The following is a 22,614-nucleotide window of genomic DNA, read 5'->3' on the forward strand; positions in this document are numbered from 1 at the left end:
CGTTCTCCGGCGGATCAGGACCCGAAGGTCAGCGTGATCGCCCCCTTGGCGCCCACCTGCGCCGATGTCCCCACGACGGTGATGCCGCCGCTCGCCGTGATCTCGAAGGAGACCTGCGCCTGCTGCAAGGGCATACCGCCCTCCGGCACCCGGATATCGGCGAGCACCACCTGGAGGGCGTCCACGGTCCGCTGCAAGTTCTCCCGCAGCACGGCGGTGGGAATCCGCCGCACCGACGCCGGGGCGTCCTCCCCGCGCCGCCCGAAGATCCCCATGTCCCCGGAACTCGCCCCCGCGTCCCGGTCGTCGACGACCACCAGCACATCGAGCCCGTCCACGACAGCGCCCCCTCCGGCGTCTTCCGCTTCGACCGCCTCGTCCGCCTCGAACATTGCTCCCCCTCGTCCCCGGTCATGGAAATCGTCACATCATAGTGGGGGTGGGGGTGCGGCCGAGGCGCTACTGACAGGTACTCAACTCGCGCTGAACGCAGGGTGTGCGGTCGCGCTCCGCTTCCCGAGGGGCCACGTCTCAGGCCGGGTCTGGCGGGCGCCTTCCGTGGCGTTCCTGGAGCAGGTTCACCTGCTTGATCCAGAAGGCGAGCTTCTCGTCCTTCGAGGCGCTCAGGGGAAGCAGCCCGAGTTCCTTGGCCAACTGGTAGAAGCCGGGACCGGCGTCGTTGGCGGCCAGGTAGTTCACCAGCGCGGAGAGCATCAGCGGAGGATCGGACGGATCGATCTCCCGGTCCCGTACGACGATCAGTCCGAGCAGATGCCCCATGGCCGCCCGCTCGTCGGCCCGCTCGAAGTCAAAGGCCCGGCAGCCGGTCCGCCGGGCCAGGGTGACATTGAGTTCCGTGTACGAGGTGGGCCTGCCCAGTTTCGCCCGCTCGACCAGGAACCCCCGCCCCGCGTCCACCAGCAGGTCCCACTCGCTCTCCGTACGACCGTACGCCGTCATGCAGCCCCCTCCGGGCCGAGCCGATCCGTGGGCGCGAAGGTACTCCCTTCCGGTCCGGCGGTGGCCGTCTCACGCTGATGCGTCCCGATGGAGCAACACAGGAACCCCGCCCGGTATCGCGATCGCGCGACCGGGCGGGGCTCGACGGACCGGATGGACTCAGCCGACGTCGGCGTTGCGGGCCAATGTCACCAGCCCGGCGAACGCTCCGCGGGAGAGTGTGAGAACTGGGCCGTCGGTCTGCTTACTGTCCCTCATGGCCACTGCGCGGGGGACGAGGCACACCTCTACGCAGTTGCCGTTCCCGTTGCTGTAGCTCGACTTCGACCATGGTGAGCTGTTCGGATCTTTCCTGTTCATGGCTCCCTATAGCTCCCTGTGTGAGGGCCGAGCGTGGGACTACGAGGCCAATCCCGCCCTTTTCGCCATCATCATCAGCTTCGGCCGAGCCCGCTGGTGAAGCACGAAAAGTACTCGAATGACTTCCCGGGCCATGGGATGAGCCTCAGTCATTTCCGGCGCGACGTGGAATGCCTTTTCCAGTGCCTCTTCGGCTCCGGCATGGTCCTTGACGTCCAGCCTTGCCCTGCTTATGTCGATATACATGCGGCCAAGGCGACTCGGAGTGAGGGTTGGAGGCGGGTTCGTCAGCAGTGGACCACTCATTTCCACTGCCGCGCTCGGCTTTCCAAGCTCGATGTGTGACGCCAGTTCATACAGGGCCGTGTTAGCAGGCCCAAAAGTGAGATTGTGTGAGAGTACGTCGGTCGTGATGAACTTCGCATGCTCGTGCGCCCGGCGAAGGTGGTCGGCCGTGGCCCCCTTGTCATTGTGACGCGAAGCCAGGACAACCCCGCGAAGATGCAAGGAGCCCAGGCTCATTGCCTTGGCCAGGGCGCTGTCTCCCCCGGCTCTCTCGTACTTGGAGATGGCTCGCTCAACGATCGCAAGGCCGTCGTCGTACTGTCCCGCGCTCTGATATGTGCCGGCCTCGTTCCAGGCCGCAGCGACTTCGGCCCTGGGGTTCCAGGTCTGCTGCGCCGCCCACGCCTGACGAGACACGATCATGTCGGCGAGGTCCGGTTGGGCGAGCCGGTGCGCGGCTGCGTAAGCGCACCCGTACACGTCAACGAGCTGCGACCAGGCTCCCGCCTCTCCAGAGGACGACAGTGCCGTAGCGGTCACCTGCCCCAGGAGCTTCGGAAGCATCTCCAGCAATTCCAGGTACTTGGTCTCCGCCCGAAGCCGCATGACAGTCTCCACGTCGGCCGCCAGATCACCCGGCTCGGGGACGTCCTCTTTCGGCAGGGTGTAGCGCCTCACCGCGCCGCGGACGTCATGGAGAAGCTCTGCTTGCTTGGACTCACTCAAGTACGGCTGGCCGTAGATCCTGCTCGTGGAGATCTTCATGGCTCTCGCCAGGGCAGCCACCACAGGAGGCGTGACCGGGCGAGTGCCCGCCTCGATCTTGGACAGGTAGGACACGGAGATGCCCGACATCTGTGCCAGCTTGGCCTGTCCGAGGCCACGCGCCTTGCGCAGTACGGCGATGTTCTCGCCGGGAGCGGGAGTGTTCTCCATGCGCCTACTTTCGCATGGTGGATGGGAATCGCACCGTCAGATGCCTTGGCAGAGACCTTCGTTGTGCCGATTCTGTGCCAACTGATCTTAGTCTTGCGGAGTTGTCTAGTAGTGGGCAGCGAACGCAGGAGGTAGCCCCCCCCCATGAACCGTGTATTCGGGCCGCCCCCTACTCGCGTGCACTAACCCTTACGAGAAGGGAGCTAGAGAGATGAAGCAAACTGGTCTGACTGTCGGTCGGCTGTCACGGCTGTTAACGCCGTTGGCCCGGCGTCGGAGGGTCTGCCTGTCGTTCAAGCGGCGTGCTACTGACGGCCCAGTCGGTCCCGCGGCCGTGGATGTGTCCGCGCCGCAGGCGATGCCGGGGGGTGCGGTGTGGTCTCGCTGATCAAACAGCCCTGGCCGCCCCTTCCCCGCCCCCGGGTGTGTGGTGCCACCGCATTGATGCCGGTCGGTCTGATCGCGGAGATGTTCGCGTCGATTCACGACTCCAGTGTTCCGGGGAATGTGCGGCCGGTGCTGCGCTGCCTGCTCCAGGAGCATTCCGGTGGCCGTCACCACGACCTGGCGTGGGAGTTGGACGACGCCAGCCAGGGCGAGGTGTGGGCCCAGTGGGCGGACGGCCGGCGCCCCGACACGTTCCGGGTCGTCCCCGACTGCAACACCCTGTCCGGTCCGACCCCCAAGGACGAGGCGTGCATCCTGTACGCAGGTCATCCCGGGTGCCACACCTGGCAGTACACCGACCCCGAACACGAAGCCATCGAGCACAGCCCCGAGTTCCAGCGGGCCGTGTCCGCCGTACTCAAGGCCGTTGTCCAGCGGACCCCGGACGGCGAGGGTGCTCGGTGAACGCCGGGACCCCGCCCGCTCCGGGCACCTCCCGTATGACCATCGAGACCTACCGGGTCCGGCCCGACGGCGAGCGCGTGGACCGTACCCGGACACGCGTCTACCGGCCGGGTCCTGGACCCCTCACCCTCGCCGACTCCCTCCGCTGGCCCCCCTGCCAGTGCCCCCGCTGCCGCGCCGGTCACGTGTCACCTGCGCCCGGAGAAGGGTCCCGGTAGCGGCAGCGGAGAGGGGCTCAGGACGACGTGGACGGCGTCTGCTTCATTCCGTCCACCACCGCGCGGGTGATGATCGCGCTGGTGTACATGATGACCCCCGGCTCGATCACGATGTCACCCTCCTTTCGCTGCTCCACCTGGACCGTGCGCTCGCCGAGGAAGACGTAGGTCTTCTTGTCGAAGATCCACTCCTCGCGGGCACCGCTCGTCTCGTCCAGCCGGGCGACGGCGATGCCGTGCCGTCCGGCCGCGTCCACCGCGTCGTTCACCACCACGACCCCGGGGATCTTCGCGGCCGTCTTGAACAGCGCCGAGTACAGCTCGGCGGGCGGGTAGCTCTCGCCGAGGAGGTCGCCGATGGTGCTGAACGCCTGCTGGTCGGGGGAGTTGCCCATGCCCTCGGTCTCCTTGTAGATCTTCGCCAGCAACTCGTCCGGGTCGGTGGTGAGCTGGTTCAGGTAGTCGTACGACGGTCCGTTCAGGCTCGCCTCGGGGACGTTGCCCTGCTCGTCGGGCAGGCTCAGGGTCTCGCCCTCGGGGCCGTCGTTGACCGCGGGGTCGATGAGCCAGCCCTCGGTGCCGTCCGGGGACTTCCAGACCTTGCGGGTGTGCAGGGGATGGCTGGCGAGGCCGCCGTCGTCGCCCTCGATCTTGATGAAGGTGTCGGCCGTCCTGGACTCGACGTAGATGAACTGGCCCGGCGCGACCGTCGGGTGGGTGGTGTCCGAGGCGGCGGCCAGCGAGATCTGGTCGAGCAGTTGGGGCACGCCATTGGCGCTGGCGGCGCCGAGATCGTCGGTGGTCAGGGCCGGTCCGGTGGCGAGACCGCCGCCTCCGCCGTTGTTGAGCACCGTCGTGGTCAGGATCACGCCCGCCACGGCCGCCGCCATCGCGGGCAGGGTGATCGCCGGGCGGGGCAGCCGCAGCCGCCGGGTCCGCTTGCCGGGGGCGGGGGTGGCCGTACGGGCTTCGCTCTGCCGCGTGTCGTGGATCTGGGCCATCAGACGCTCCTTGTGGAACTGGTGACGGCCCGGTGGCAGGTCGCGTGCCGTCTGGGACATGAGCTGGGCGCTCTCGTCCATCTCGGCGGGGTGCCGGTGGTTCCGGGACGGGTTCGCGTTCATCGGTTTCCTTCCTGCGCGGGCCGGATCGCGTGGTCGTGATCGCCTCTTGTCTGTCGGAGGGGGCGGTCGACTTCCCGATTCCCGCGAACTTTTCCGCGTGCATTCCCGCGTACTTTTTTCCCGGTCGTCTCGGTGGCGGGCCGCGACAGCCCGGTGGCCGGGCCGGGCGTGGCGGTCGGCGGGCGGGTGAGTTCGGCCTCGGCCAGCGCGCGCAGCTTCTTGCGGGCCCGGGACAGCCGGGAGGCGACCGTACCGACAGGAATGCCGAGCGCCTCGGCCGCGGACTCGTAGTCCAGGCCCTCGCCCAGACAGAGCGCGATGACCTCCCGCTCGGGTCGGCGCAGCGCCGCCAGCGAGGTGAGGACACTCGCGAGCCGCCGCCGGTCGTCGATCCGGCCCGCCACCTCGTCGGCGTGGTCGGGCACCGACAGTTCGGCCGCGGCGGCGGCGTTCGCGGCGGCCCGGTACCGGCGGTTGGACCGGAACTGGTTCCGCGCGGTGTTGGTGGCGATCCCCAGCAGCCAGGGCCGTAGCGAACCCCCCTCGGGATCCACCCGCTCCCGCAGCTTCCACGCCTCCATGAAGGTGGCGGCCATGACGTCCTCAGCGGCCGACCAGTCGGCCGTCAGCCGGAAGGCATGGTTGTACACCGCGCGCGCATAGCTGTCGAACAGCTCCCCGTACGCGCTCGGATCCCCGGCTCTTATCCGGGTACGCAGATGAATGCTCACCTCAGACAGCTGTCCGCCACCCCGCACCGGCTTCCCGTGACCTACGACACACCCCGACCGCCTGGCTCCACCCCACAAGGTGACCATGCCGCCGCCGGGTGCGGAGCAGGGCGTCGGCGATGCCCAGTCGCCGGCCCGTCCCGAGCGAGAGGGCGCCCACCCGCTTGTGGGCCACGCTGCCGAGTCCCGCCGGCTCGATCACCCGGGGTGCACGGACTTGGCGTCCAGCAGGGTGCCGATCTCGCAGAGCCGGTCACCTCACCGGGCTTCACGTGAAGGGCAGCCGGTCGACCACCGTCTGGTACGCGTACCGCTTCCTCGAAGACAGGCCGCACACGGCACCCCCGACGCACCCCCGACGCACCCCCCACACGCCTCCGGCGCCGGGACGGCGTCGGCCCTGACCGAGCCACGCCGTCCCGGCGCCGGAGGAGGAGCTAAGGGGTACCCGTCGAGCGAGCGGTACCCGTGGAGCGGACGGTACCCGTCGAGCGGACGGTGTCCGCGCGGGTCCCGTCACCCGGTGCTACGCGCAGACGCCGAGGTCCTGCCAGACGCCCCACTCGCCGCTGGTGCCGGGCTCCTCGCCCGTCACCCACCACTTGGCTCGCCAGGTGTGACCGTCGAGGGAGACGGTGTCGCCGCCGACGTAGACGTTCCCGGCGTTCCACGCGGGGGCGTCGCACGTCGCCGGGTCGGTGCCGCCGCCGTCACCGCCGCCGTCGCCACCGCCCGTGTCGCCGCCGATGTTGACGTCGACGCAGGAGTAGAAGGCGTTGGTGGTGTCCGCCACGTTCCAGACGGCGAGGACCGTCTGCTCGCCCGTGTAGGAGCCGAAGTCCACCTCGTGGCTCATCGTGGCCGCGGGGATGGCGCCGTTGTCGTCGAACTCGGCGATCTTGTCGTTGCCGATGTAGTACTGCCAGGTGTCCGTGGCGTGCCGGGCCGTGAGGTTCCAGGTGAAGGTGAAGGTCGAGCCGACCGGCGTGACGGTCCAGTTCTTGCTGTCGTCGTCCAGCTCGGCGAACGCCGCGTTGCCTCCGCTACAACTCGTGAGCCCCTTCGGCCCCTCGACGCTCTGCGGCTCGTACGAGATCTGGCCGCAGTCGACGACGCCCGAGGCGCACTGGGCCTGCCTGCTCGCAGGGGAGGTGACCCAGCCGTGGGCGCTGGCCGTGCTCGCCGGGAGGCTGATGGCGAGTACGGGCGCGATCAGCGCGCCGATGGTCGCGGCAATCCGTCGTTTGTGGTTCATTTCGTACCTTTCTTTCGAACACGTTCTCGGCAGCCTTGGTCTAGACCTCCCCGTTTCAGGTCTAGACCATAGTCGGGATCTGGCTGCGGTCAAGAGGGTGTCGGGGGCGAACTGCCCGCCGGCCCGGCCGACTTGCCCACTCCTCGCCGTGTCCGAACTTCTCGCCCTATTGGTCTAGACAAGCGGGCCGGGGGTGGTTCAGAGTTTGCGAAACGCAGCCGTCACCTCGGGACTGCAAAGGCCAGGCCCTGTCCTCGTACAGCCCCCGCACGGCCCCCGCACAGCCCTCGCGCCGCTCAGCACGTACGCACTGCCTTCGTGTGGCGCCCTTTCGTGCCGCGCTTCTGTGATGTCCTGTTATGTCCAGCTACGGGGCTACGCCTCCGGTAACACCTCCACCCCCACCACGACGCCGCCCCCTGCCGGGGTGCCGCGCGAGAGAGGAGCCTCACCGATGCAAGCGCTGGAGAGGAACAGGGAGTCCGTGATCGGGCTCTTCCGGATCGTCGTCGGGCTGCTGTTCGCCTGCCACGGGGCCGCCACGCTGTTCGACGTCCTGGGCGGTCCGCACGGAGCCCAGCCCGAGATCGCCGCATGGCCCGGCTGGTGGGCCGCCGTCATCCAACTGCTCGGCGGCGTACTGGTGCTGGCCGGTGTCGCGACCCGCCCCGCGGCCCTGCTGTGCTCCGGCTCCATGGCGTACGCGTACTTCGTGGAGCACCAGTCCGACGCCCTTTTCCCCATCGAGAACGGCGGCGAGGCGGCGGCCATGTTCTGCTGGTCGTTCCTCCTCATCGCCGCCCTGGGTCCGGGCCGCTGGTCGGCGACGTCCATGGTCCGCGCGCCGGGCGGGGCGGCGGCGGGGCGCTGACGCCCGGCAGGTGCGCGCCGGGGGCGAGATCCTCGACATGCCTGGGTGCGCGCGGGGCGGTGTCTGCGCCACGGTCGGCACCGCCCCGCGTCCGCCGTCGCGGTACGAACCTCGGCCCCGCCCGCATCCGCCCACCCCCGCCCGTATCCCGCTCGCCCCGGCCGCTCTTGCCCCTCGCCGGAGCGCCTGTGTGATACTGCCGTTTCGGTGAATCACGGAGCCGGCGTACCACCCGCGTCCGCCACCGCGGCGCACCCGGTCGTGTTCCTGACCCTGCTCATGAGGGAGATTGCCGCGTTCCATGGCGACTGCACCTGATTCCGCGGCCCCCACCGGGGCGGGCTCTCGGCCCGTCGGTCCCGACGACGACCGGCCCGGTGCCGGTACGCGGCCGGTGGGCACCGTGCAGATCGTCGATCACGCCATCCAGGTCCTCAAGGCCATCGCCGAGGCGGACCGGCCGCGCGGTGTCCGGGAACTGAGCCGCGACCTCGGGATCAGCAAGAGTTCGGTGCAGCGCATCCTCGCCTCCCTGGAACACGCAGGGCTCGCCGTCGCCGACGAGGGCACGCGCAAGTACGTCATCGGACCCGCCGCCCTGACCCTCGCCTGGAAGCACACCGCCAACAGCGACCTCGTCGGCGCCTCCTCGGCCACCGCTTCCCGCATCGCGGCCCTGACCGGGGAGACGGCATGTGTCTCCACGGTCGTCGACGGACGCCGGGTCACCGTCTACGAGGCGGAGAGCCCCCAGCCGCTGCGGCTGATCACCGGAGTGGGCCGTCCCTACTCCCTCTTCTCCGGTGCCACCGGCCGCGTGCTGCTGTCGATGCTGTCCCCCGAGCAGCTCGGCCAACTGGTGCGGGAGCACACGGCCGCCGACCCCGGACCCGACGACGCCGAGTCCCTTCTCCTCAGCCGGATCGATGGGGCGCGTCAGCAGGGATACGCCATCAGCCGCGAGGAGTGGATCCCGGGCGGCTGCGGAGTGGCCGTCCCCATCGGGACGCAGGGCCGCGTCGTCGCCGCGCTGAGCATCTACGGCCCCCAGTCCCGTCTGACCGACGAGCGCACGGCCGAACTCGTCCCCGTGCTGCGGGCCGCCGCCGCGGAGATCACCGTCCGCTGGCGGCAGCCGGCCTGATCGGCGAGCAGGCCCGTCGGCCACCGGTCACCAACTCTTCGCTGCCCGCTACCCCGCCCTGGGGGTAGCGGGCTTTTTCGCGTTCAGCGGCGGCACCGGGCGAGGTCCCGGCGGCCCACCCATGGCCAGAACACACCCCTCTATGGCGTGTTCAGCGCTTCCCCTCCACCCCATTGACCTGTCTCCGCCGTCGTGGGTACGTTGTCCCAACCGATCTGGTCCACTGTCCCAGATTCGGATCCCAGGTCGCCGGAGAGCATGGCGGCGCGTACCGGAAAGAGAGATTTCGTATGCTACTCGGCTGGCGTGCCCGTATTGGGCAGATACGTCCCGCGACGGCCATCGAGGGCGCCGAGGAATGGCGTTCCGTCGCCCCGACCGGCGTGGCCTTCGCCGACGCGCGGACCATCGTCCCCCGGGTCGACGCCGACGGGCTGAAGACGATGATGGCGCAGGTCCTGGAGGCGTCCCGGCAGCTCGCGACCGCCAAGGTCGACCTCATCGTCCAGTGCGGTGCCCCCGGCACCTTCATCCCCGGGCCGGGCACCGACGAGAAGGTCACCGACGAGATCACCGCGGAGACCGGAGTCCCCGCCATCACCATGATGCAGGCCCAGGTGGACGCCCTGCGCGCGGTCGGCGCGAGGTCCGTCGCAGTCGGCAGCATCTACACCGACGAGGTCAATGACGCGCTGCGCGACTACCTCACCGCCGTCGGCTTCGAGGTCCCGGTCATCGAGGGGCTCCAGATCACCGACCCGTACGAGGCCAGCGTCCACGACGCCGACAGCGCCTACCGGCTCGGCCGCAGCCTGCACCGCGCCGCCCCGGACGCCGACGCCCTGCTGATCTCCTGCGGCACCTTCCGGACCTTCGAGGTGCTGCCCTACCTGGAGATGGACACCGGTCTGCCCGTCGTCACCAGCAACCAGGCGTCCCTGTGGCGGGCCCTGCGCCACCTCGGTCTGCGGGACGAGATCCCGGCGCTCGGCCGACTCGGCCAGATCCATCAGATCGACCAGGCAGGTCAGGCCGGTCAGGCCGGTCAGGCCGCGGGCTGATGAGCGCTCACCCCGAACCCGGCCCCGAACCTGGCCCCGGCCCCGACTCCGACCCCAAGGAGAACGCCCCCGTGCTCGTCGACGCCCTGCAATTCGTCAAGCCCTCCCGAGCCCGCTTCGAGGAGTGGCACACCGCGGGGATCACCGCGATCCACGCCACGGTGGCCATCTGGGAGGACTCCACCGAGACCATGCGCGAGGTGGGCCGCTGGCAGCGGCTGCTGGCCGAGCACGCCGACCTGCTGCGCGAGGGCCGCTCCGCCGACGACATCCGCGGGGCCGGGGAGGAAGGACGTACCGCTGTCGTCCTCGGCTTCCAGAACAGCAGTCCCTTCGAGGACGACCTCGACCTCGTGGGCGCCTTCCACCAGGCCGGGGTGCGGATCGCCCAGCTCACCTACAACACCCAGAACTCCGCCGGAGCCGGCTGCTGGGAGGGCGAGGACGCCGGACTCTCCCGTACCTACGGACGCAATCTCATCCGCGAGATGAACCAGGTCGGCATGCTCGTCGACATCTCGCACTGCAATGAACGCACCTCCCTGGAGGCCATCGATGCCTCGGAGCGGCCCGTCGCCGTCACCCACGCCAACCCCCGCGCGTTCGTCGGCGAGGACGTCGAACTGGCGCTGCGGAACAAGTCCGACACCGTCCTCAAGCAGACCGCCGAGTCGGGTGGCGTGGTCGGGCTGAGCATGTACCCGAGGATCGCCCCCGACGGCGTCGACTGCACCGTGGACCGCTTCTGCGACATGGTCGCCTACACCGCCGAACTCATCGGCGTCGACCACGTCGGACTGGGCTCGGACTACTACGCCGGCCAGGGCGACGAGGAACTGCACTGGTGGCGGCAGGGCCGGTGGAGCCGCAGCCCGATGGTGCCCATCTCCGGCCCGGTCGAGTTCCCGGACTGGTTCGCGGCCGGCCGCGGCTACGGGACCGTGCGCGAGCGGCTGCTCGACCGGGGCTTCACGGCCACCGAGGTCGCGCGGATGTCCGGCGGCAACTGGGTGGACCTGTTCGAGGACGCCTTCACCGCCGCCCCCCGTACCTGAGAGGCACGGCACCAGATGAGACGCCCACAGCCCAGCCGTCACCACTACGACGCGGTGATCGTCGGCGGCGGCCACAACGGACTGGTGACCGCCGCCTATCTCGGGCGCGCGGGGCTGCGGGTCGCCCTGCTGGAGTCCCGGCCGGGACTCGGCGGCCCCTGCGGCGCGTACGAGTTCCTGCCCGGCCGCCGGCTGGCCTTCACCAACTCGCCCGGCTCCCTCAACCCGGCCGTCGTCGCCGAACTCGAACTCGCCCGGCACGGCCTGCGGTTCGTCAGGGTCGACCCGACCGTGGTCCACCGCTTCGACGAGGGCTGCTTCATCGGCTGGCGCGACCCCGCCCGCGTCGACGCCCAACTCGACGCCTTCGCCCCTGGCGAGGCGGCCCGCTACCGCGGACTGATCGGTGGCCTGGAGCGGCTGGGCGCCCGGCTCGGGGTCCACCTGGACAGCACACCGCCCTCCCTCGACGTACTGAAGAAACGATTGACCGGGGCCGCGGACCGACGGCTGTTCGAGCTGGTCTTCGAGGGCGGTCTCACCGCGCTGCTCGATGCGCACCTGGTCTCCGACCGGGCGAAGGCGCTGCTCATGCTGCTCGCGCTCAACGCGCAGCTCGTCCCGCCGTCCACGCCGGGCACCGCCGTGGGGCTGATGATGCGGCCCTTCGCGCTCGCCGCCACCGCCGCGGGGAGCCCGTACGCCGGAGGCACCGACGGCGCCGAACGCCTCGCCCTGCGCGGCTCCACCGGTCTGCCCGTCGGCTCGATGAGCGCCATCGTCGACGCCCTGGAGAGCGCCTGCCGGGCGCACGGCGTGCGGGTACGCACCGGCACCCCCGTGGCACAGGTCCTGCACGGCCCCGACGGGGTACGCGGTGTCGTCACCCCCGCCGGCGAGGAGTTCCTGGCCCCGCGCGTGATCTCCACCGTCAACCCCCACCATCTCTTCCGTGACCTCCTCGACGCGGAGGCGATGGACTCCGGCATCGGGGATGCCGTCCTCGCGACACCGATGCGCGGCTCCGCCTTCAAGGTGGTCCTGGAGGTCGACTCGCTCCCGTCCTACGCGGGACTGCCGGACGACGCCGACCCCGAGGCGGTACGCGCCTGCCAGTTCCGGTTCGGGTCCGGGCCCAAGACCATCGAGGCGGCGATCTCCGCCGCGCTGGAAGGCCGTACCGGTGACGAGCTCCTGATGTGGGGACTCACCCCCACCCTCACCTCGCCCGGACTCACCCCCGGCACCACCCACCTGATCAGCCTGAACGCCTGGCACGCGCCCTACCGGCCGCACGACGGGCCCTGGGACACCGCACGGACCGAGCGTTTCGGGCGGCGCTGCGTCGAGCAGCTGAGCCTGCTGATGCCGGGCATCGCCGACCGGATCGTGGACCACCGCTTCATGAACCCGGTGGAGATGGAACGCGAACTCGGCCTGGCCGGAAGCAACATCACCCACGGCGACATGCTCCCGGCCAGTCTCTTCGGCGCCCGCCCGCACCCCGCCCTCGCCGGTTACCGGACCCCGCTGCCCGGCTTCTACGTCAGCGGCAGCGGCACCTGGCCCGGCGGATACGTCACCGGCACCCCCGGCAGAAACGCCGCCACGACGGTGCTGCGCGACCTCGGACGGGAACGGGGGGTGCGCCCATGACACCCCGGGAACAGGATGCGGCGCGCCTGACACCCGTGCGCGTGCCACCCGCACGCACGACACCTGTGTGCACGACGCCCGCACGTATGACACCCGCACGTATGACGCCCGCACGTATGACACCCACGCGCACAACACCCGTGCCCCTCACCCCCCGCACACACAGACCGCACCCATGAGACTCCCCGAACAAAGGCCGCACTCATGAGGCTCACCCACCCACCCGGGTCACCACCGGGCCCACCCGCTGCGCCCCGTCCGCCGCGCGCATCGCGCGCACCACGCTCAGGCGTCCGCGTCACCCTCCGCCGCACGGCCGGCACCCTGCTCGCCGGCGCCCTGCTGCTCACCGGCTGTGCCTCGCCGCCGAGCTTCGGACGCGACCCGGACACCCTGGTCATCGGTGCCGAGGGCGAGATACCCGTACTCGATCCGCAGCGCCTCTCCGGCACCGTGGGGCTGCGGGTCGTGGACGCGCTCTTCGACCCGCTCATCCGGGAGGACCTCGGCACCAGGACCGACCGGGCGCCGGAGCTGCGGCCCGGCCTCGCCACCTCCTGGGAGGCGTCCCCGGACGCTCTCACCTACACCCTCGGCCTGCGCACCGGCGTCACCTTCGCCGACGGCACCCGCTTCGACGCCGACGCCGTCAAGCTCAACTTCGACCGGATCAGCGACGAGAAGTCCCCGGTGTACGACGCCACCGCCGCCGGCAACATGAAGTTCCTCACCCGCTGGATCGAACGCGTCGAGGTCCGCGGACCGCACACCGTCGCCCTGCGGCTCACCAAGCCGTACGCCGGTCTGCCCCGCGTGCTCACCGACCGGCGGATGTCCCTCATCAGCCCGGCGGTGCTGCGCGCCCACGACCCCGACGAAGTGGGGCTGCACCCCGTCGGCACCGGGCCCTACCGGCAGCAGGCCGCCGACCACGGCAAACGGGTCGAGCTGACCCGCAACCCGGACTACTGGGGCGGGGTGCCGAAGACCGAGTCCATCATCGTGGAGTCGGTCAGCGACCCGACCACGCTGGCCATCGCCGCCCAGACCGGCGAGGTCGACGCGATCCTCAGCGCGGGCGCCCAGCAGGTACGCCAGCTCGCCGGGCAGGGCACCATGACGGTCCAGTACCCGGAGCCCGCCAACCAGTACTTCCTGCGGCTCAACACCCGTACCGCCCCCACGGACAACGCCGTCTTCCGGCAGGCGCTCAACCACGCCGTGGACCGGGAGGCCATCGCCACCCTCACCGCCGACCAGGTCACCCCGTCGCACGGCCCACTGCCCCGCGGCAACGAGGCGTACCAGCAGGACCAGGGGGACCAGCCAGACCAGGGGGACAGCACTCAGGGTGCCCGTTACGCCCACGACCCCGCCCTGGCCAGACGACTGATCGCGGAGAGCGGCGTACCCACCCCCGTACGGCTGCGCCTGCTCGCGCCCGACAGCGGGCCCGGCTTCTCCCAGGCCACCGAGATCATGTCGCTGATCCAGCAGGACCTCAAAGCGGTCGGTGTGCAACTGGAGGTCCAGTACATGGAGTTCGCCTCGCTCGTCGCCGAGGAGGGCGCCGGATACAAGGACGGCGTCCACGGCTCCTTCAACGGCTGGACCACCGGCGCCGACGCCGGTGACTTCCTGGAGCGGATGTTCAGCGGGGACCTGCATCCCCCCGACGGCGTGAACCGCGGCTGGTACCGCAACCCGGCCGTCGACGCCCTGCTCGACCGGGCCCGTGCCGAACCCCGGGAGACGACCCGGATGGAGCTGTACCGCCGGGCGGCGGACACCATCGCCGCCGACGCGCCCTGGGTCTTCCTCTACCAGGACCGGCTGCCCCGGCTGCTCAGCCGCAAGGTCGAGGGCGTCGTCGCGGCACCGTCCGTCTACATCGACTACACCACCATCCGCCGCCGGTGAGGAGGTTCCTGCCATGAAGGCCACTGTGCCCACCGCACCCACTGCGGCACCCGCTCCCGTACCACCCCCCGCTTCACGGGCCGCCGCCCGTGTCACCCTGCGCCGACTGCTGCGCGCGGCCCGCGGCGGCAACAGCACGGCGGTCATCGGCGGCGCCATCGTCGCCGTCACCGTCCTGGTCGCGCTGCTCGCCCCCTGGATCGCCCCCGCCGACCCGCTCGCCACCGACCCGGCGGCCATCGGTCTGGGCCCCTTCAGCGGCGGCCATCCGCTGGGCACCGACGAGGTCGGCCGGGACATCCTCAGCCGGCTGATGCACGGCAGCAGACTCGCCCTGCTGGTCGCGGTCGTGCCCACCCTGATCGCCCTGCTGATCGGCGGACTGCTCGGCCTGGTCTCCGGCTACGTCGGCGGCTGGCTGGACAGCGTCCTGATGCGTTTCTTCGACGTGATGTTCTCCTTCCCCGGCATCCTGCTCGCCCTCGGCATCGGGGTCGCCCTCGGGCCCGGACTGACCTCCATGGTGATCGCCATGGTCGTGGTCACCGTCCCCGAGTTCGGCCGGATCGTGCGCGGCAGCGTCGTGTCCCTGCGGCAGGAGCAGTACGTGGAGGCCGCCGGGGTCCTGGGCTACGGGCACCGCCGGATCGCCCTGCGCCACATCGTGCCCAACCTGCTCGGCGGGCTGGCCGTCTTCGCCACCCTCCAGACCGGCCGGAACGTCATCCTCGGCGCCAGCCTCGCCTTTCTCGGCCTCGGCGCCCAGCCGCCCGCGCCCGACTGGGGCCAGATGCTCAGCGGCGGCCGTGCCCTGCTGGTCACCTCGCCCCATGTGGCGACCATCCCCGGCCTGGTGATCGTCGTCCTGGCCATCGGCTTCAACCTGCTCGGCGACGGCGTACGGGACCGGCTCGACCCGCGCAGCCGGACCGGCCGCCCCGGGCGCAAGGGCCGGCTGCGCGCCGCGCTCGGCGGGGGTACGGGTGGAGCTGTTCCCGGCGAGCGGAAGCCCGCGGCCCCGGCCTCCGTCACCGCCCCGGCTTCGGCCCCGGCTTCTGCTGCGGCTTCGGCCCCCGCCCGCCCGGTCAGGAACAGCCCAGGAGACACACCATGCTGACCTTCACCCTGCGCCGGGCGCTCCAGATGATCCCCGTCGTCCTCGGGGTGACCATCGCCACCTTCGGGCTCGGCCAGATCATCCCCGGGGACCAGGCGACCGCCCTGCTCGGCCCCACCTCCTCCGAGGAGGACCGGCAGGCGCTGCGCGCGGACCTCGGGCTCGACGAACCCGCCGTCGCCCGCTACTTCACCTACCTCGGCAATCTGCTCGGCGGCGATCTCGGCCGCTCGCTCTCCTTCGGCCGCCCCGTCTCGGAGGTGCTCTCCGACCGGCTCCTGAACACCTTCCTGCTCTCCGGCACCGCGATCGTGGTCGCGGCCCTCGCCGGGGTGGCGATCGGCACCTGGGCCGCCATGAAGCCGGGCTCCGCGCGGGACCGGGGGCTGACGGTCGGCGTGCTGTTCCTCAACTCCGTGCCGTCGTTCTGGTTCGGCCTCGTACTGATCGTCGTCTTCTCGCTCCAGCTGCGGATGCTCCCCGCGACCGGCATGACCTCCATCGGCGGGGGCGGCGGAGCCCTGGACGTCGCCGCGCACATGGTGCTGCCGGTGATCACCCTGTCGGCGTGGTCGCTGGCGGTGATCGCCCGGATGACCCGGTCGGCCGTGCTGGAGGTGATCGGCAACGACTATGTCCGCACCGCCCGTTCCCGGGGCATCGGCGAGCTGCGGGTCATCACCCGGCATGTGCTGCCCAACGCGATGCCCTCGGTCGTCACCGTGATCGGACTCCAGGCCGGGTTCCTGCTCAGCGGGGCGGTGCTCACCGAGACGGTGTTCTCCTGGCCCGGCATCGGCCTGGCGCTCCATCAGGCCATCTCCAGCCGGGACATCCCTCTCGTCCAGGGCGGAGTCCTGATGATCGCCGTCGCCTTCGTCCTCATCAACTTCCTGGTCGATGTGGTGCAGGCGTACTTCAACCCCAAGATCAAGCTCGCGTAGCGGAAGGCACCAGCGTGTCCGTTCTCGAAGTGGAACACCTCCGGGTCGCCTACCCGGACCGCGCCGGCGCACCGTCCGGCTCATCATCCGGCCCCTCGCCCGGTGCGGGCTCCGTGGAGACCGTCAGGGACGTCTCCTTCAGCGTCGCCGAGGGCGAGGCCCTCGGGGTCGTCGGCGAATCGGGGTGCGGCAAGAGCCAGACCATGCTGGCCGTGCTCGGCCTGCTCGGGCACGAGGGCGCCGAGGTCCATGGCCGGATCGCCTTCGAGGGGCGGGACCTGACCCGGCTCGGACGGCGGCAGTTGCGGCAGGTCCGGGGCAGCGGCATCGCGCTCGTCTCCCAGGACGCGCTCTCCGCGCTCAACCCGGCCATGACCATCGGCGCCCAGATGGCCGAACCCCTCGTCCGCTACGACGGACACAGCCGCCACCGGGCCAAGGACACGTGCGCGGAACTGCTCGACCTGGTCGGCATCCCCGGCCCCCGCGACCGGCTCGGCAACTACCCGCACGAACTCTCCGGCGGGATGCGCCAGCGCGTCCTCATCGCCATGGCGGTCAGCCGTGAACCCCGGCTGCTGATCGCCGACGAACCCACCACCGCCCTGGACGTCACCATCCAGTCCCAGGTCCTCGGCCTGATCGACCGCCTGCGCCGCGAACTGCGGATGGCCCTGGTCCTGATCACCCACGACCTGGGGGTCGTCGCCGGGGTCACCGACCGGATCGCGGTCATGTACGGCGGCCGGATCGTCGAGACCGCCCCCACCACCGCCCTCTTCGACGCCCCCGGCCATCCCTACACCCGCGCCCTGATGGCCGCCGTCCCCCGCCTGGACCGCCAGGTCGACCGGCTCCCCGCCATCCCCGGTTTCCCGCCCCACCCGGCGGACCCACCCCCCGGCTGCGCCTTCCAGCCCCGCTGCACGATGGCCCGCCCCGAGTGCGGCGACGCCGTACCCGAACTCCTCCACCCACCCGGCGCGCACCCCGAGCACACGGTCCGCTGCCCCCATCCGGCACCGGCCGGCGAACCGCACACCGAGAGGGTGCCCGCATGAGCACGGAGACCGCCCCGGCCATCGACCCGCCCTCCACCACCCCGCCCGACGCGGTGACGGTGACGGACCTCCAGGTCCACTTCCCCCTGCGCACCGGGGTACTGCGCCGGGTGACCGGCAGCGCTCGCGCGGTGGACGGCGTCTCCTTCACGGTGCCCGCGCGCAGCATCGTCACCATCGTCGGTGAGAGCGGCAGCGGCAAGACCACCACCGGACGGGCCCTGGTGGGCCTGTCCCCGGTCGTCGCCGGAGAGATCCTGATCGAGGGCCGCCCGCTGGCCGGGCTGCGCGCCGACAAGTCGCTGCCCCGGGTCGCCCAGATCGTCCACCAGGACCCGTACGCGAGCCTCAACCCCCGGATGACCATCGGGGCGATGATCCGCGAGGTCGTCCAGGTCCATCGCACGGTCCCCCGGGAGCAGGCGGGCGAACGGGCCGCGCAGCTGCTCGCCCAGGTCGGTCTCGCCCCCGAACTGGCGGACCGCCACCCGCACGAACTGTCCGGCGGACAGCGGCAGCGCGCCGCCATCGCACGGGCGCTCGCGGTCGAGCCCCGGTTCATCGTCTGCGACGAGATCGTCTCGGCCCTCGACGTCAGCGTGCAGGGCCAGATCGTCAATCTGCTCAAGGATCTGCGCCGGGACAGCGAGGTGAGTTTCCTCTTCATCTCCCACGACATGAGCGTGGTCCGGCACATCTCCGACCGGGTCGTCGTGATGTACGGGGGCCGGATCATGGAGAGCGGGCCGTGCGCCGAGGTATTCGCCTCGCCCCGCCATCCGTACACCCACTCCCTGCTCGCCGCCGTCCCGGTGCCCGACCCGAGAGCCCCGCTGCCGGGTGCCGGTACCCGGTCGCGCGCCGAGCCCCCGGACCCGGCCGACCCGCCGCCCGGCTGCCGCTTCCAGCGGGCGTGCCCCTTCGCCACCGAGCTGTGCCGCACGGAGCCGCCGCCGACCACGGAGGTGCCCGGACCCGGCACCCGTACGGACCGGTCCGGCCCCCCTGGCTCCCCTGATCACCCTGATCACCCTGATCACCGTGATCACCGTGATCACCGTGATCACCGTGATCACCGTGATCACCCCGCCCACACCATCGCCTGCCATCACCACGACGAGCCCGCCGTACGCGCCGCGCTCAGCACCGAGAGGACCGCACACCCATGACCTCGCCCACTACCGGGGCCACCACCGGAGCCCCCACCAGGCCCGCCACCCGGGCCGACACACCCCTGCCGGTGTGGACCTCGTTCATCGGCGACCGCGCGACGCCCCCCGCCGGCACCGAGGTCCCCCTCCTGGACCCGGCCACGGGCGCCCACTGGGCCACGGCCCACCAGGACCCCGAGGCGGTGAACGAGGCGGTGGCGGCGGCCCGTACGGCACTGCGCCCCTGGTCGGCCCTTCCCCAGCACACCCGGGCCGACCTCCTCCACCGCCTGGGCGACGTACTCGCCGCCCATGGCGACGAACTCGCGTCGCTGGAGACCCGGGCCAACGGCAAACCCCTCGCGGCGACCAGGGCGGAGGTTGCCGCACTGGTCCGCTGGTACCGCTACTTCGCGGCGGTCGCGGAGACCCTGGAGGACCGTTCCCGCACCCTGAGCGCGAGCGCCAGCGCGGTGATCCGCCAGGAACCGCTGGGGGTGGTCGCCGCGCTGACCCCCTTCAACGGCGCGCTGTCCCTGGGCTCCTGGAAGCTGGCCCCGGCGCTGGCCGCGGGCAACACGGTCATCCTCAAGCCCCCGCCCCAGGCACCGGCCTCCTCCGTCCGGCTCGCCGAACTCGCGCTGGAGGCGGGGTTCCCGCCGGGTGTCGTCAGCACCGTCATCGGCGGGGCCGCGGAGGCACGGTCGCTGACCGGGCATCCGGACGTCGCCATGGTCACCTTCACCGGCAGCACGGCGGTCGCCCGGGAGATCGGAGCGCGGGCCGCGTCCCGGATGAAACGCTTCGTGTGCGAGGCGGGCGGCAAGTCGGCCCATGTCGTCTTCGCCGACGCCGACCTGGACGCGGCCGTGGCCGCCGCCCGCCAGGGCGCCTTCTCCGCCGCGGGCCAGACCTGCGTGGCCGGCTCCCGGCTCCTGGTCCAGGACGAGGTGTACGAGGAGTTCCTGACCCGCTTCGCCCGGTCCGTGGACCGGCTCCGGGTGGGCGACCCGCGCGACCCGGACACCCAGATCGGCCCGCTGGCCTCGGCGGCGGCGCTGACCCGGGTCGAGTCCTATGTGTCCGACGCGGTACGGGCGGGCGCCCGCGCCCTGACCGGCGCCCGCCGCCCCGAGCCGGCCGGCGGCACGGAGGGCGGTTACTGGTACCTGCCGACGGTACTGGCCGACGTACGCCCCGACATGGCGGTGTGCCGGGAGGAGATCTTCGGCCCCGTCGTCACCGTGCAGCCCTTCGGTACGGAGGACGAGGCGGTGGCCGCGGCCAACTCTCTGGAGTACGGCCTGGCCGCGGGCCTGTGGACCCGCGACGCGTCCCGCGCGCACCGTCTCACCGCCCGCCTGGACGCCGGGGTCGTCTGGGTGAACACCTACCGCCTCCTGCACTGGTCCGTCCCCTTCGGCGGCCACAAACAGTCGGGCCTGGGCCGCGAGAACGGCGTCGAGGCCGTCCAGGAATTCCTCCAGACCAAGTCGGTCATCACGGAGTACGGCATCCCGGCGGACCCGTTCGGCGACTAGCCGGACCGGCAGAGACGAACCGTGCCCAGCACACCGCGCGAACTAAGGAACCCGGAAAGAACGATGGAATTCCTCGTCAACATCCAGATCACCTGGCCTCATGACATGGACCCGGCTCACAAGGACGCGGTCTCCGCCGCCGAGCGCGCCCACGCCGCCGAACTGGCCGCGTCGGGTCATCTCGTCCGTATGTGGCGGGTACCCGGCCGGATGGAGAACTGGGGTCTGTGGCAGGCGCCCGACGCCACCGAACTGCACGCCATCATCTCCTCCCTCCCGGTCTGGCCCTGGATGAGCGTCACGGTCCACCCCCTCGCCGTCCACCCGGTCGATCCACGGCCGCCGGTGGCGGTGGGGACGGCGGCGTGACACGGGCGGGTCCGGTCAGCCGAAGGGGACGGCGTCGGCGGGGTCGGTGTGCCAGTTGGTCACGATGGGCTCCTCGACGGTGATGGTGTCGACGGGCAGGGAGACGGGGTTGGGGTCGTCGTCACCGACGCCGACGATGATGAAGTCGAATTCCCTGCCGGTTTCGGTGTTGGTGGACTTGGGGTTCACTCCGGCGTAGACGGTGGTGTCGCCGCTGAGTTCGATCTGGGGTCCGGCGGACTGTTCGGCGGGGCCGGCCTGGGTGCCGTCGGAGCCGAAGGCGACGGTCGGGAGACCGGCGGGCAGATAGCAGCTGATCCCGTCCTGGGCCTGGGCGATGACGAGGATGTATCCACCGGCCTGGCTCTCGGGACGGGTGCTCCAGGAGATGTCATTGGCACCGCAGACCTGCCCGACCTCCTCGCCACCGCCGACGTCCTCGGCCTCCTCGACGGGCACGCGCTCACCGTCGCCGAGGTCGGCACCGGAGCCGGGCGCGTCGTCACTTCCGCCATCGGCGACGCCGGAGCCCTGGTCACCGCCCTGCTCGCTGTCGGTGGGGGCGGCCGTGTTGCCTGCGGGGGCGGCGGTGGCGGGATCCTGCGCGGCACCGGTGTCCGAGTTCTGGCAGGCGGTCATCAGCAGAGCGCCGCTCACGAGGGCTGCGGACAGAAGGAGGGCCTTGCGACGGTTGCCGGACATGAAATCCCCTGTTGGTCGTCTGTTGGTCATCGGTGCTCGCTCGATGACTATGAGGGGACGGCGGGCCACAGGGGTACCCACGCCTTCGTTCCAGGACAACGCTGTCACCGGCCGGTGACATCCGTGACAGCGGATGGCCCAAGCAGAACGGTTTCCCTGGTGAACCTCGGAGCGGAGCGACGCGAGCGGTACGAGGGTGACCGCGCCCTTGGCATATGCATAGCCGCATGGATGACCCCGACGCACTGTCAGTCCTGGGCCCCGTCACCCCTCTCACCCCTCCCCTCATTCCCCTCCCTCTCCAGAGCCCCCCGCGCGCGGAGTTCCCCTGCGACGACGAGGAGGTGATGCCGTGTCCTGCGCAGCGAGAGGGTGATGAACCGGACTGAGGGCGCGTGCGCCACGATCAAGGTCCCGCTGGACCAGCAGGCCCGGTGTCCTGCTCGCCAACCCGGGTGGCCCGGGGCTGATCATGCCGCTGAGCAGGCGGGAGGCTCTTCCCCGGCCCGTACAGCAGCGGTACGACCTCATCGGCCTCGACCCGCGCGGTGTGGGACGGAGCGGCCCGGTCTCCTGCGGTCTCACGCCAGAGAGGAAGACGGCGGGACCTTTGGGTGGGTCCCGTCCAGGGTCCCCGACATGGCATGGATCGGGGACCGGACGGCTCGGTCGCGCACGATCCCCGCGAGGTCGTCGGGCGCGAACATCATGGGGTGGGGACCGGAAGCCACCGTGCCGCGCCGACGCTAGCCCCCCTCGCCGCGAACCGGACCCAGGTCCGGGAAGGACAGCGCGTCCTCGATCAGGAAGTCGTCGTCCTCCCCGAGATCCGGGGCCTGGAAGGGGTTCGTCGCCGGTGGCGGTGATGCCGTGTTGGCGTAGCGGGGCGCCTCTGTCGGGGCGGAGAACAGCGAAGTCGAGTCGATGAGAGGTTTTCCAATCGTTACAGGGCAGTGGTGGGAGCCGGCGGGCGGCGACCGGGCACAGCGGTCCTACAGCTTGGTCATCTTGGTGTACGGGCTCAGGATCCGCTCACGTGACGAGCCGAAATCCACGAGCGCCGCGATCCCGTCCTCGATGCTGATGACCCGGCCGAGGCCGTAGATGTCGTGTGTGACCTGGTCGCCCACGGCGATCTGCTTGGGAGCCGGCGCGACCGGGGCCTTGAAGGGGCTGGTAGGCAAATGACGCTTCGGTGCAGTGGGCTTTGTCATTGCCCCCAGTATGCGCCCGACAGTGTCCCCTTCGCTGCGCCCGTCCACGTACGGATCGCCCCGGACCCCGGCCGGACCCCCACCGGA

The 22,614-nt window shown here is 71.0% G+C and carries 22 protein-coding genes and 1 pseudogene; 14 read left to right on the plus strand and 9 right to left on the minus strand.

Annotated elements, in window-relative coordinates; all coding sequences use genetic code 11:
* Nucleotides 1-14 precede the first annotated feature (14 nt).
* The 4 genes from ACFRFC_RS10740 to ACFRFC_RS10755 form a co-directional block, all read right to left on the minus strand.
* A complete protein-coding gene (locus ACFRFC_RS10740) occupies nt 15-392 on the minus strand; it encodes a hypothetical protein (protein ID WP_382680709.1) in 378 nt (125 codons plus the stop codon).
* A gap of 139 nt (nt 393-531) precedes the next feature.
* On the minus strand, nt 532-960 hold the full coding sequence (locus tag ACFRFC_RS10745) for a hypothetical protein (RefSeq protein WP_382680710.1): 429 nt from the start codon (nt 958-960) through the stop codon (nt 532-534).
* 159 nt (nt 961-1,119) lie between these two features.
* Nucleotides 1,120-1,320, minus strand: a complete 201-nt coding sequence (locus ACFRFC_RS10750; protein WP_382680711.1) for a DUF397 domain-containing protein — start codon at nt 1,318-1,320, stop codon at nt 1,120-1,122.
* Between the two features lie 39 nt (nt 1,321-1,359).
* Nucleotides 1,360-2,541, minus strand: a complete 1,182-nt coding sequence (locus ACFRFC_RS10755) for a helix-turn-helix domain-containing protein (protein WP_382680712.1) — start codon at nt 2,539-2,541, stop codon at nt 1,360-1,362.
* A 444-nt stretch (nt 2,542-2,985) separates the two neighbouring features.
* Between ACFRFC_RS10755 and ACFRFC_RS10760 the strand changes: the two genes are divergently transcribed.
* Nucleotides 2,986-3,393 (plus strand): hypothetical protein, encoded by a 408-nt coding sequence (locus tag ACFRFC_RS10760; RefSeq protein ID WP_382680713.1) that lies wholly within the window; start codon nt 2,986-2,988, stop codon nt 3,391-3,393.
* Between the two features lie 235 nt (nt 3,394-3,628).
* On the opposite strand, the gene ACFRFC_RS10765 is transcribed toward ACFRFC_RS10760, so the two are convergent.
* The 3 genes from ACFRFC_RS10765 to ACFRFC_RS10775 all read right to left on the minus strand — a co-directional run bounded on the left by ACFRFC_RS10765 (nt 3,629) and on the right by ACFRFC_RS10775 (nt 6,721).
* On the minus strand, nt 3,629-4,735 hold the full coding sequence (locus tag ACFRFC_RS10765) for a CU044_5270 family protein (protein ID WP_382680714.1): 1,107 nt from the start codon (nt 4,733-4,735) through the stop codon (nt 3,629-3,631).
* On the minus strand, nt 4,732-5,466 hold the full coding sequence (locus ACFRFC_RS10770; RefSeq protein WP_382680715.1) for an RNA polymerase sigma factor: 735 nt from the start codon (nt 5,464-5,466) through the stop codon (nt 4,732-4,734). Before ACFRFC_RS10770 ends, ACFRFC_RS10765 begins: the two co-directional genes overlap by 4 nt.
* Before the next feature lie 526 nt (nt 5,467-5,992).
* Nucleotides 5,993-6,721 carry a lytic polysaccharide monooxygenase gene (locus ACFRFC_RS10775; RefSeq protein WP_382680716.1) on the minus strand — a complete coding sequence of 243 codons (729 nt, stop codon included), beginning with the start codon at nt 6,719-6,721 and terminating at the stop codon, nt 5,993-5,995.
* A gap of 454 nt (nt 6,722-7,175) precedes the next feature.
* Here ACFRFC_RS10775 and ACFRFC_RS10780 point away from each other — a divergent pair, with 454 nt between their 5' ends.
* The 12 genes from ACFRFC_RS10780 (at nt 7,176) to ACFRFC_RS10835 (ending at nt 20,611) form a co-directional block, all read left to right on the plus strand.
* A complete protein-coding gene (locus ACFRFC_RS10780) occupies nt 7,176-7,592 on the plus strand; it encodes a DoxX family protein (RefSeq protein ID WP_382680717.1) in 417 nt (138 codons plus the stop codon).
* Between the two features lie 301 nt (nt 7,593-7,893).
* Nucleotides 7,894-8,736, plus strand: coding sequence for an IclR family transcriptional regulator (locus ACFRFC_RS10785; protein WP_382680718.1), 843 nt, complete (start codon nt 7,894-7,896; stop codon nt 8,734-8,736).
* Between the two features lie 290 nt (nt 8,737-9,026).
* Nucleotides 9,027-9,797, plus strand: a complete 771-nt coding sequence (locus ACFRFC_RS10790; protein WP_382680719.1) for an aspartate/glutamate racemase family protein — start codon at nt 9,027-9,029, stop codon at nt 9,795-9,797.
* 71 nt (nt 9,798-9,868) lie between these two features.
* On the plus strand, nt 9,869-10,852 hold the full coding sequence (locus ACFRFC_RS10795) for a membrane dipeptidase (protein WP_382681064.1): 984 nt from the start codon (nt 9,869-9,871) through the stop codon (nt 10,850-10,852).
* Between the two features lie 15 nt (nt 10,853-10,867).
* Nucleotides 10,868-12,508, plus strand: a complete 1,641-nt coding sequence (locus ACFRFC_RS10800) for a phytoene desaturase family protein (protein ID WP_382680720.1) — start codon at nt 10,868-10,870, stop codon at nt 12,506-12,508.
* A gap of 204 nt (nt 12,509-12,712) precedes the next feature.
* A complete protein-coding gene (locus tag ACFRFC_RS10805) occupies nt 12,713-14,428 on the plus strand; it encodes an ABC transporter substrate-binding protein (RefSeq protein ID WP_382680721.1) in 1,716 nt (571 codons plus the stop codon).
* A 13-nt stretch (nt 14,429-14,441) separates the two neighbouring features.
* Entirely contained in the window at nt 14,442-15,545 is a 1,104-nt protein-coding gene (locus tag ACFRFC_RS10810) for an ABC transporter permease (RefSeq protein ID WP_382680722.1), read from the plus strand.
* Nucleotides 15,539-16,489, plus strand: coding sequence for an ABC transporter permease (locus tag ACFRFC_RS10815; RefSeq protein WP_382680723.1), 951 nt, complete (start codon nt 15,539-15,541; stop codon nt 16,487-16,489). Before ACFRFC_RS10810 ends, ACFRFC_RS10815 begins: the two co-directional genes overlap by 7 nt.
* Before the next feature lie 14 nt (nt 16,490-16,503).
* Complete coding sequence (locus tag ACFRFC_RS10820) at nt 16,504-17,550, plus strand: ABC transporter ATP-binding protein (RefSeq protein ID WP_382680724.1); 1,047 nt, start codon at nt 16,504-16,506, stop codon at nt 17,548-17,550.
* A complete protein-coding gene (locus ACFRFC_RS10825; protein WP_382680725.1) occupies nt 17,547-18,719 on the plus strand; it encodes an oligopeptide/dipeptide ABC transporter ATP-binding protein in 1,173 nt (390 codons plus the stop codon). Before ACFRFC_RS10820 ends, ACFRFC_RS10825 begins: the two co-directional genes overlap by 4 nt.
* Entirely contained in the window at nt 18,716-20,242 is a 1,527-nt protein-coding gene (locus ACFRFC_RS10830) for an aldehyde dehydrogenase family protein (protein WP_382680726.1), read from the plus strand. Before ACFRFC_RS10825 ends, ACFRFC_RS10830 begins: the two co-directional genes overlap by 4 nt.
* Before the next feature lie 63 nt (nt 20,243-20,305).
* Nucleotides 20,306-20,611, plus strand: coding sequence for a muconolactone Delta-isomerase (locus tag ACFRFC_RS10835; RefSeq protein WP_382680727.1), 306 nt, complete (start codon nt 20,306-20,308; stop codon nt 20,609-20,611).
* 15 nt (nt 20,612-20,626) lie between these two features.
* Here the strand turns inward: ACFRFC_RS10835 and ACFRFC_RS10840 are convergent, their stop codons facing one another.
* Entirely contained in the window at nt 20,627-21,313 is a 687-nt protein-coding gene (locus tag ACFRFC_RS10840) for a DUF4232 domain-containing protein (protein WP_382680728.1), read from the minus strand.
* A 427-nt stretch (nt 21,314-21,740) separates the two neighbouring features.
* On the opposite strand from ACFRFC_RS10840, the pseudogene ACFRFC_RS10845 reads away from it, so the two are divergent.
* Nucleotides 21,741-21,911: pseudogene (locus ACFRFC_RS10845) on the plus strand (alpha/beta hydrolase); the annotation flags it as partial.
* Nucleotides 21,912-22,305: 394 nt separating this feature from the next.
* On the opposite strand, the gene ACFRFC_RS10850 reads toward ACFRFC_RS10845, so the two are convergent.
* A complete protein-coding gene (locus ACFRFC_RS10850) occupies nt 22,306-22,527 on the minus strand; it encodes a hypothetical protein (protein WP_382680729.1) in 222 nt (73 codons plus the stop codon).
* Between the last annotated feature and the right edge of the window lie 87 nt (nt 22,528-22,614).

Source organism: Streptomyces sp. NPDC056734 (assembly GCF_042790455.1).
Taxonomy (GTDB): domain Bacteria; phylum Actinomycetota; class Actinomycetes; order Streptomycetales; family Streptomycetaceae; genus Streptomyces.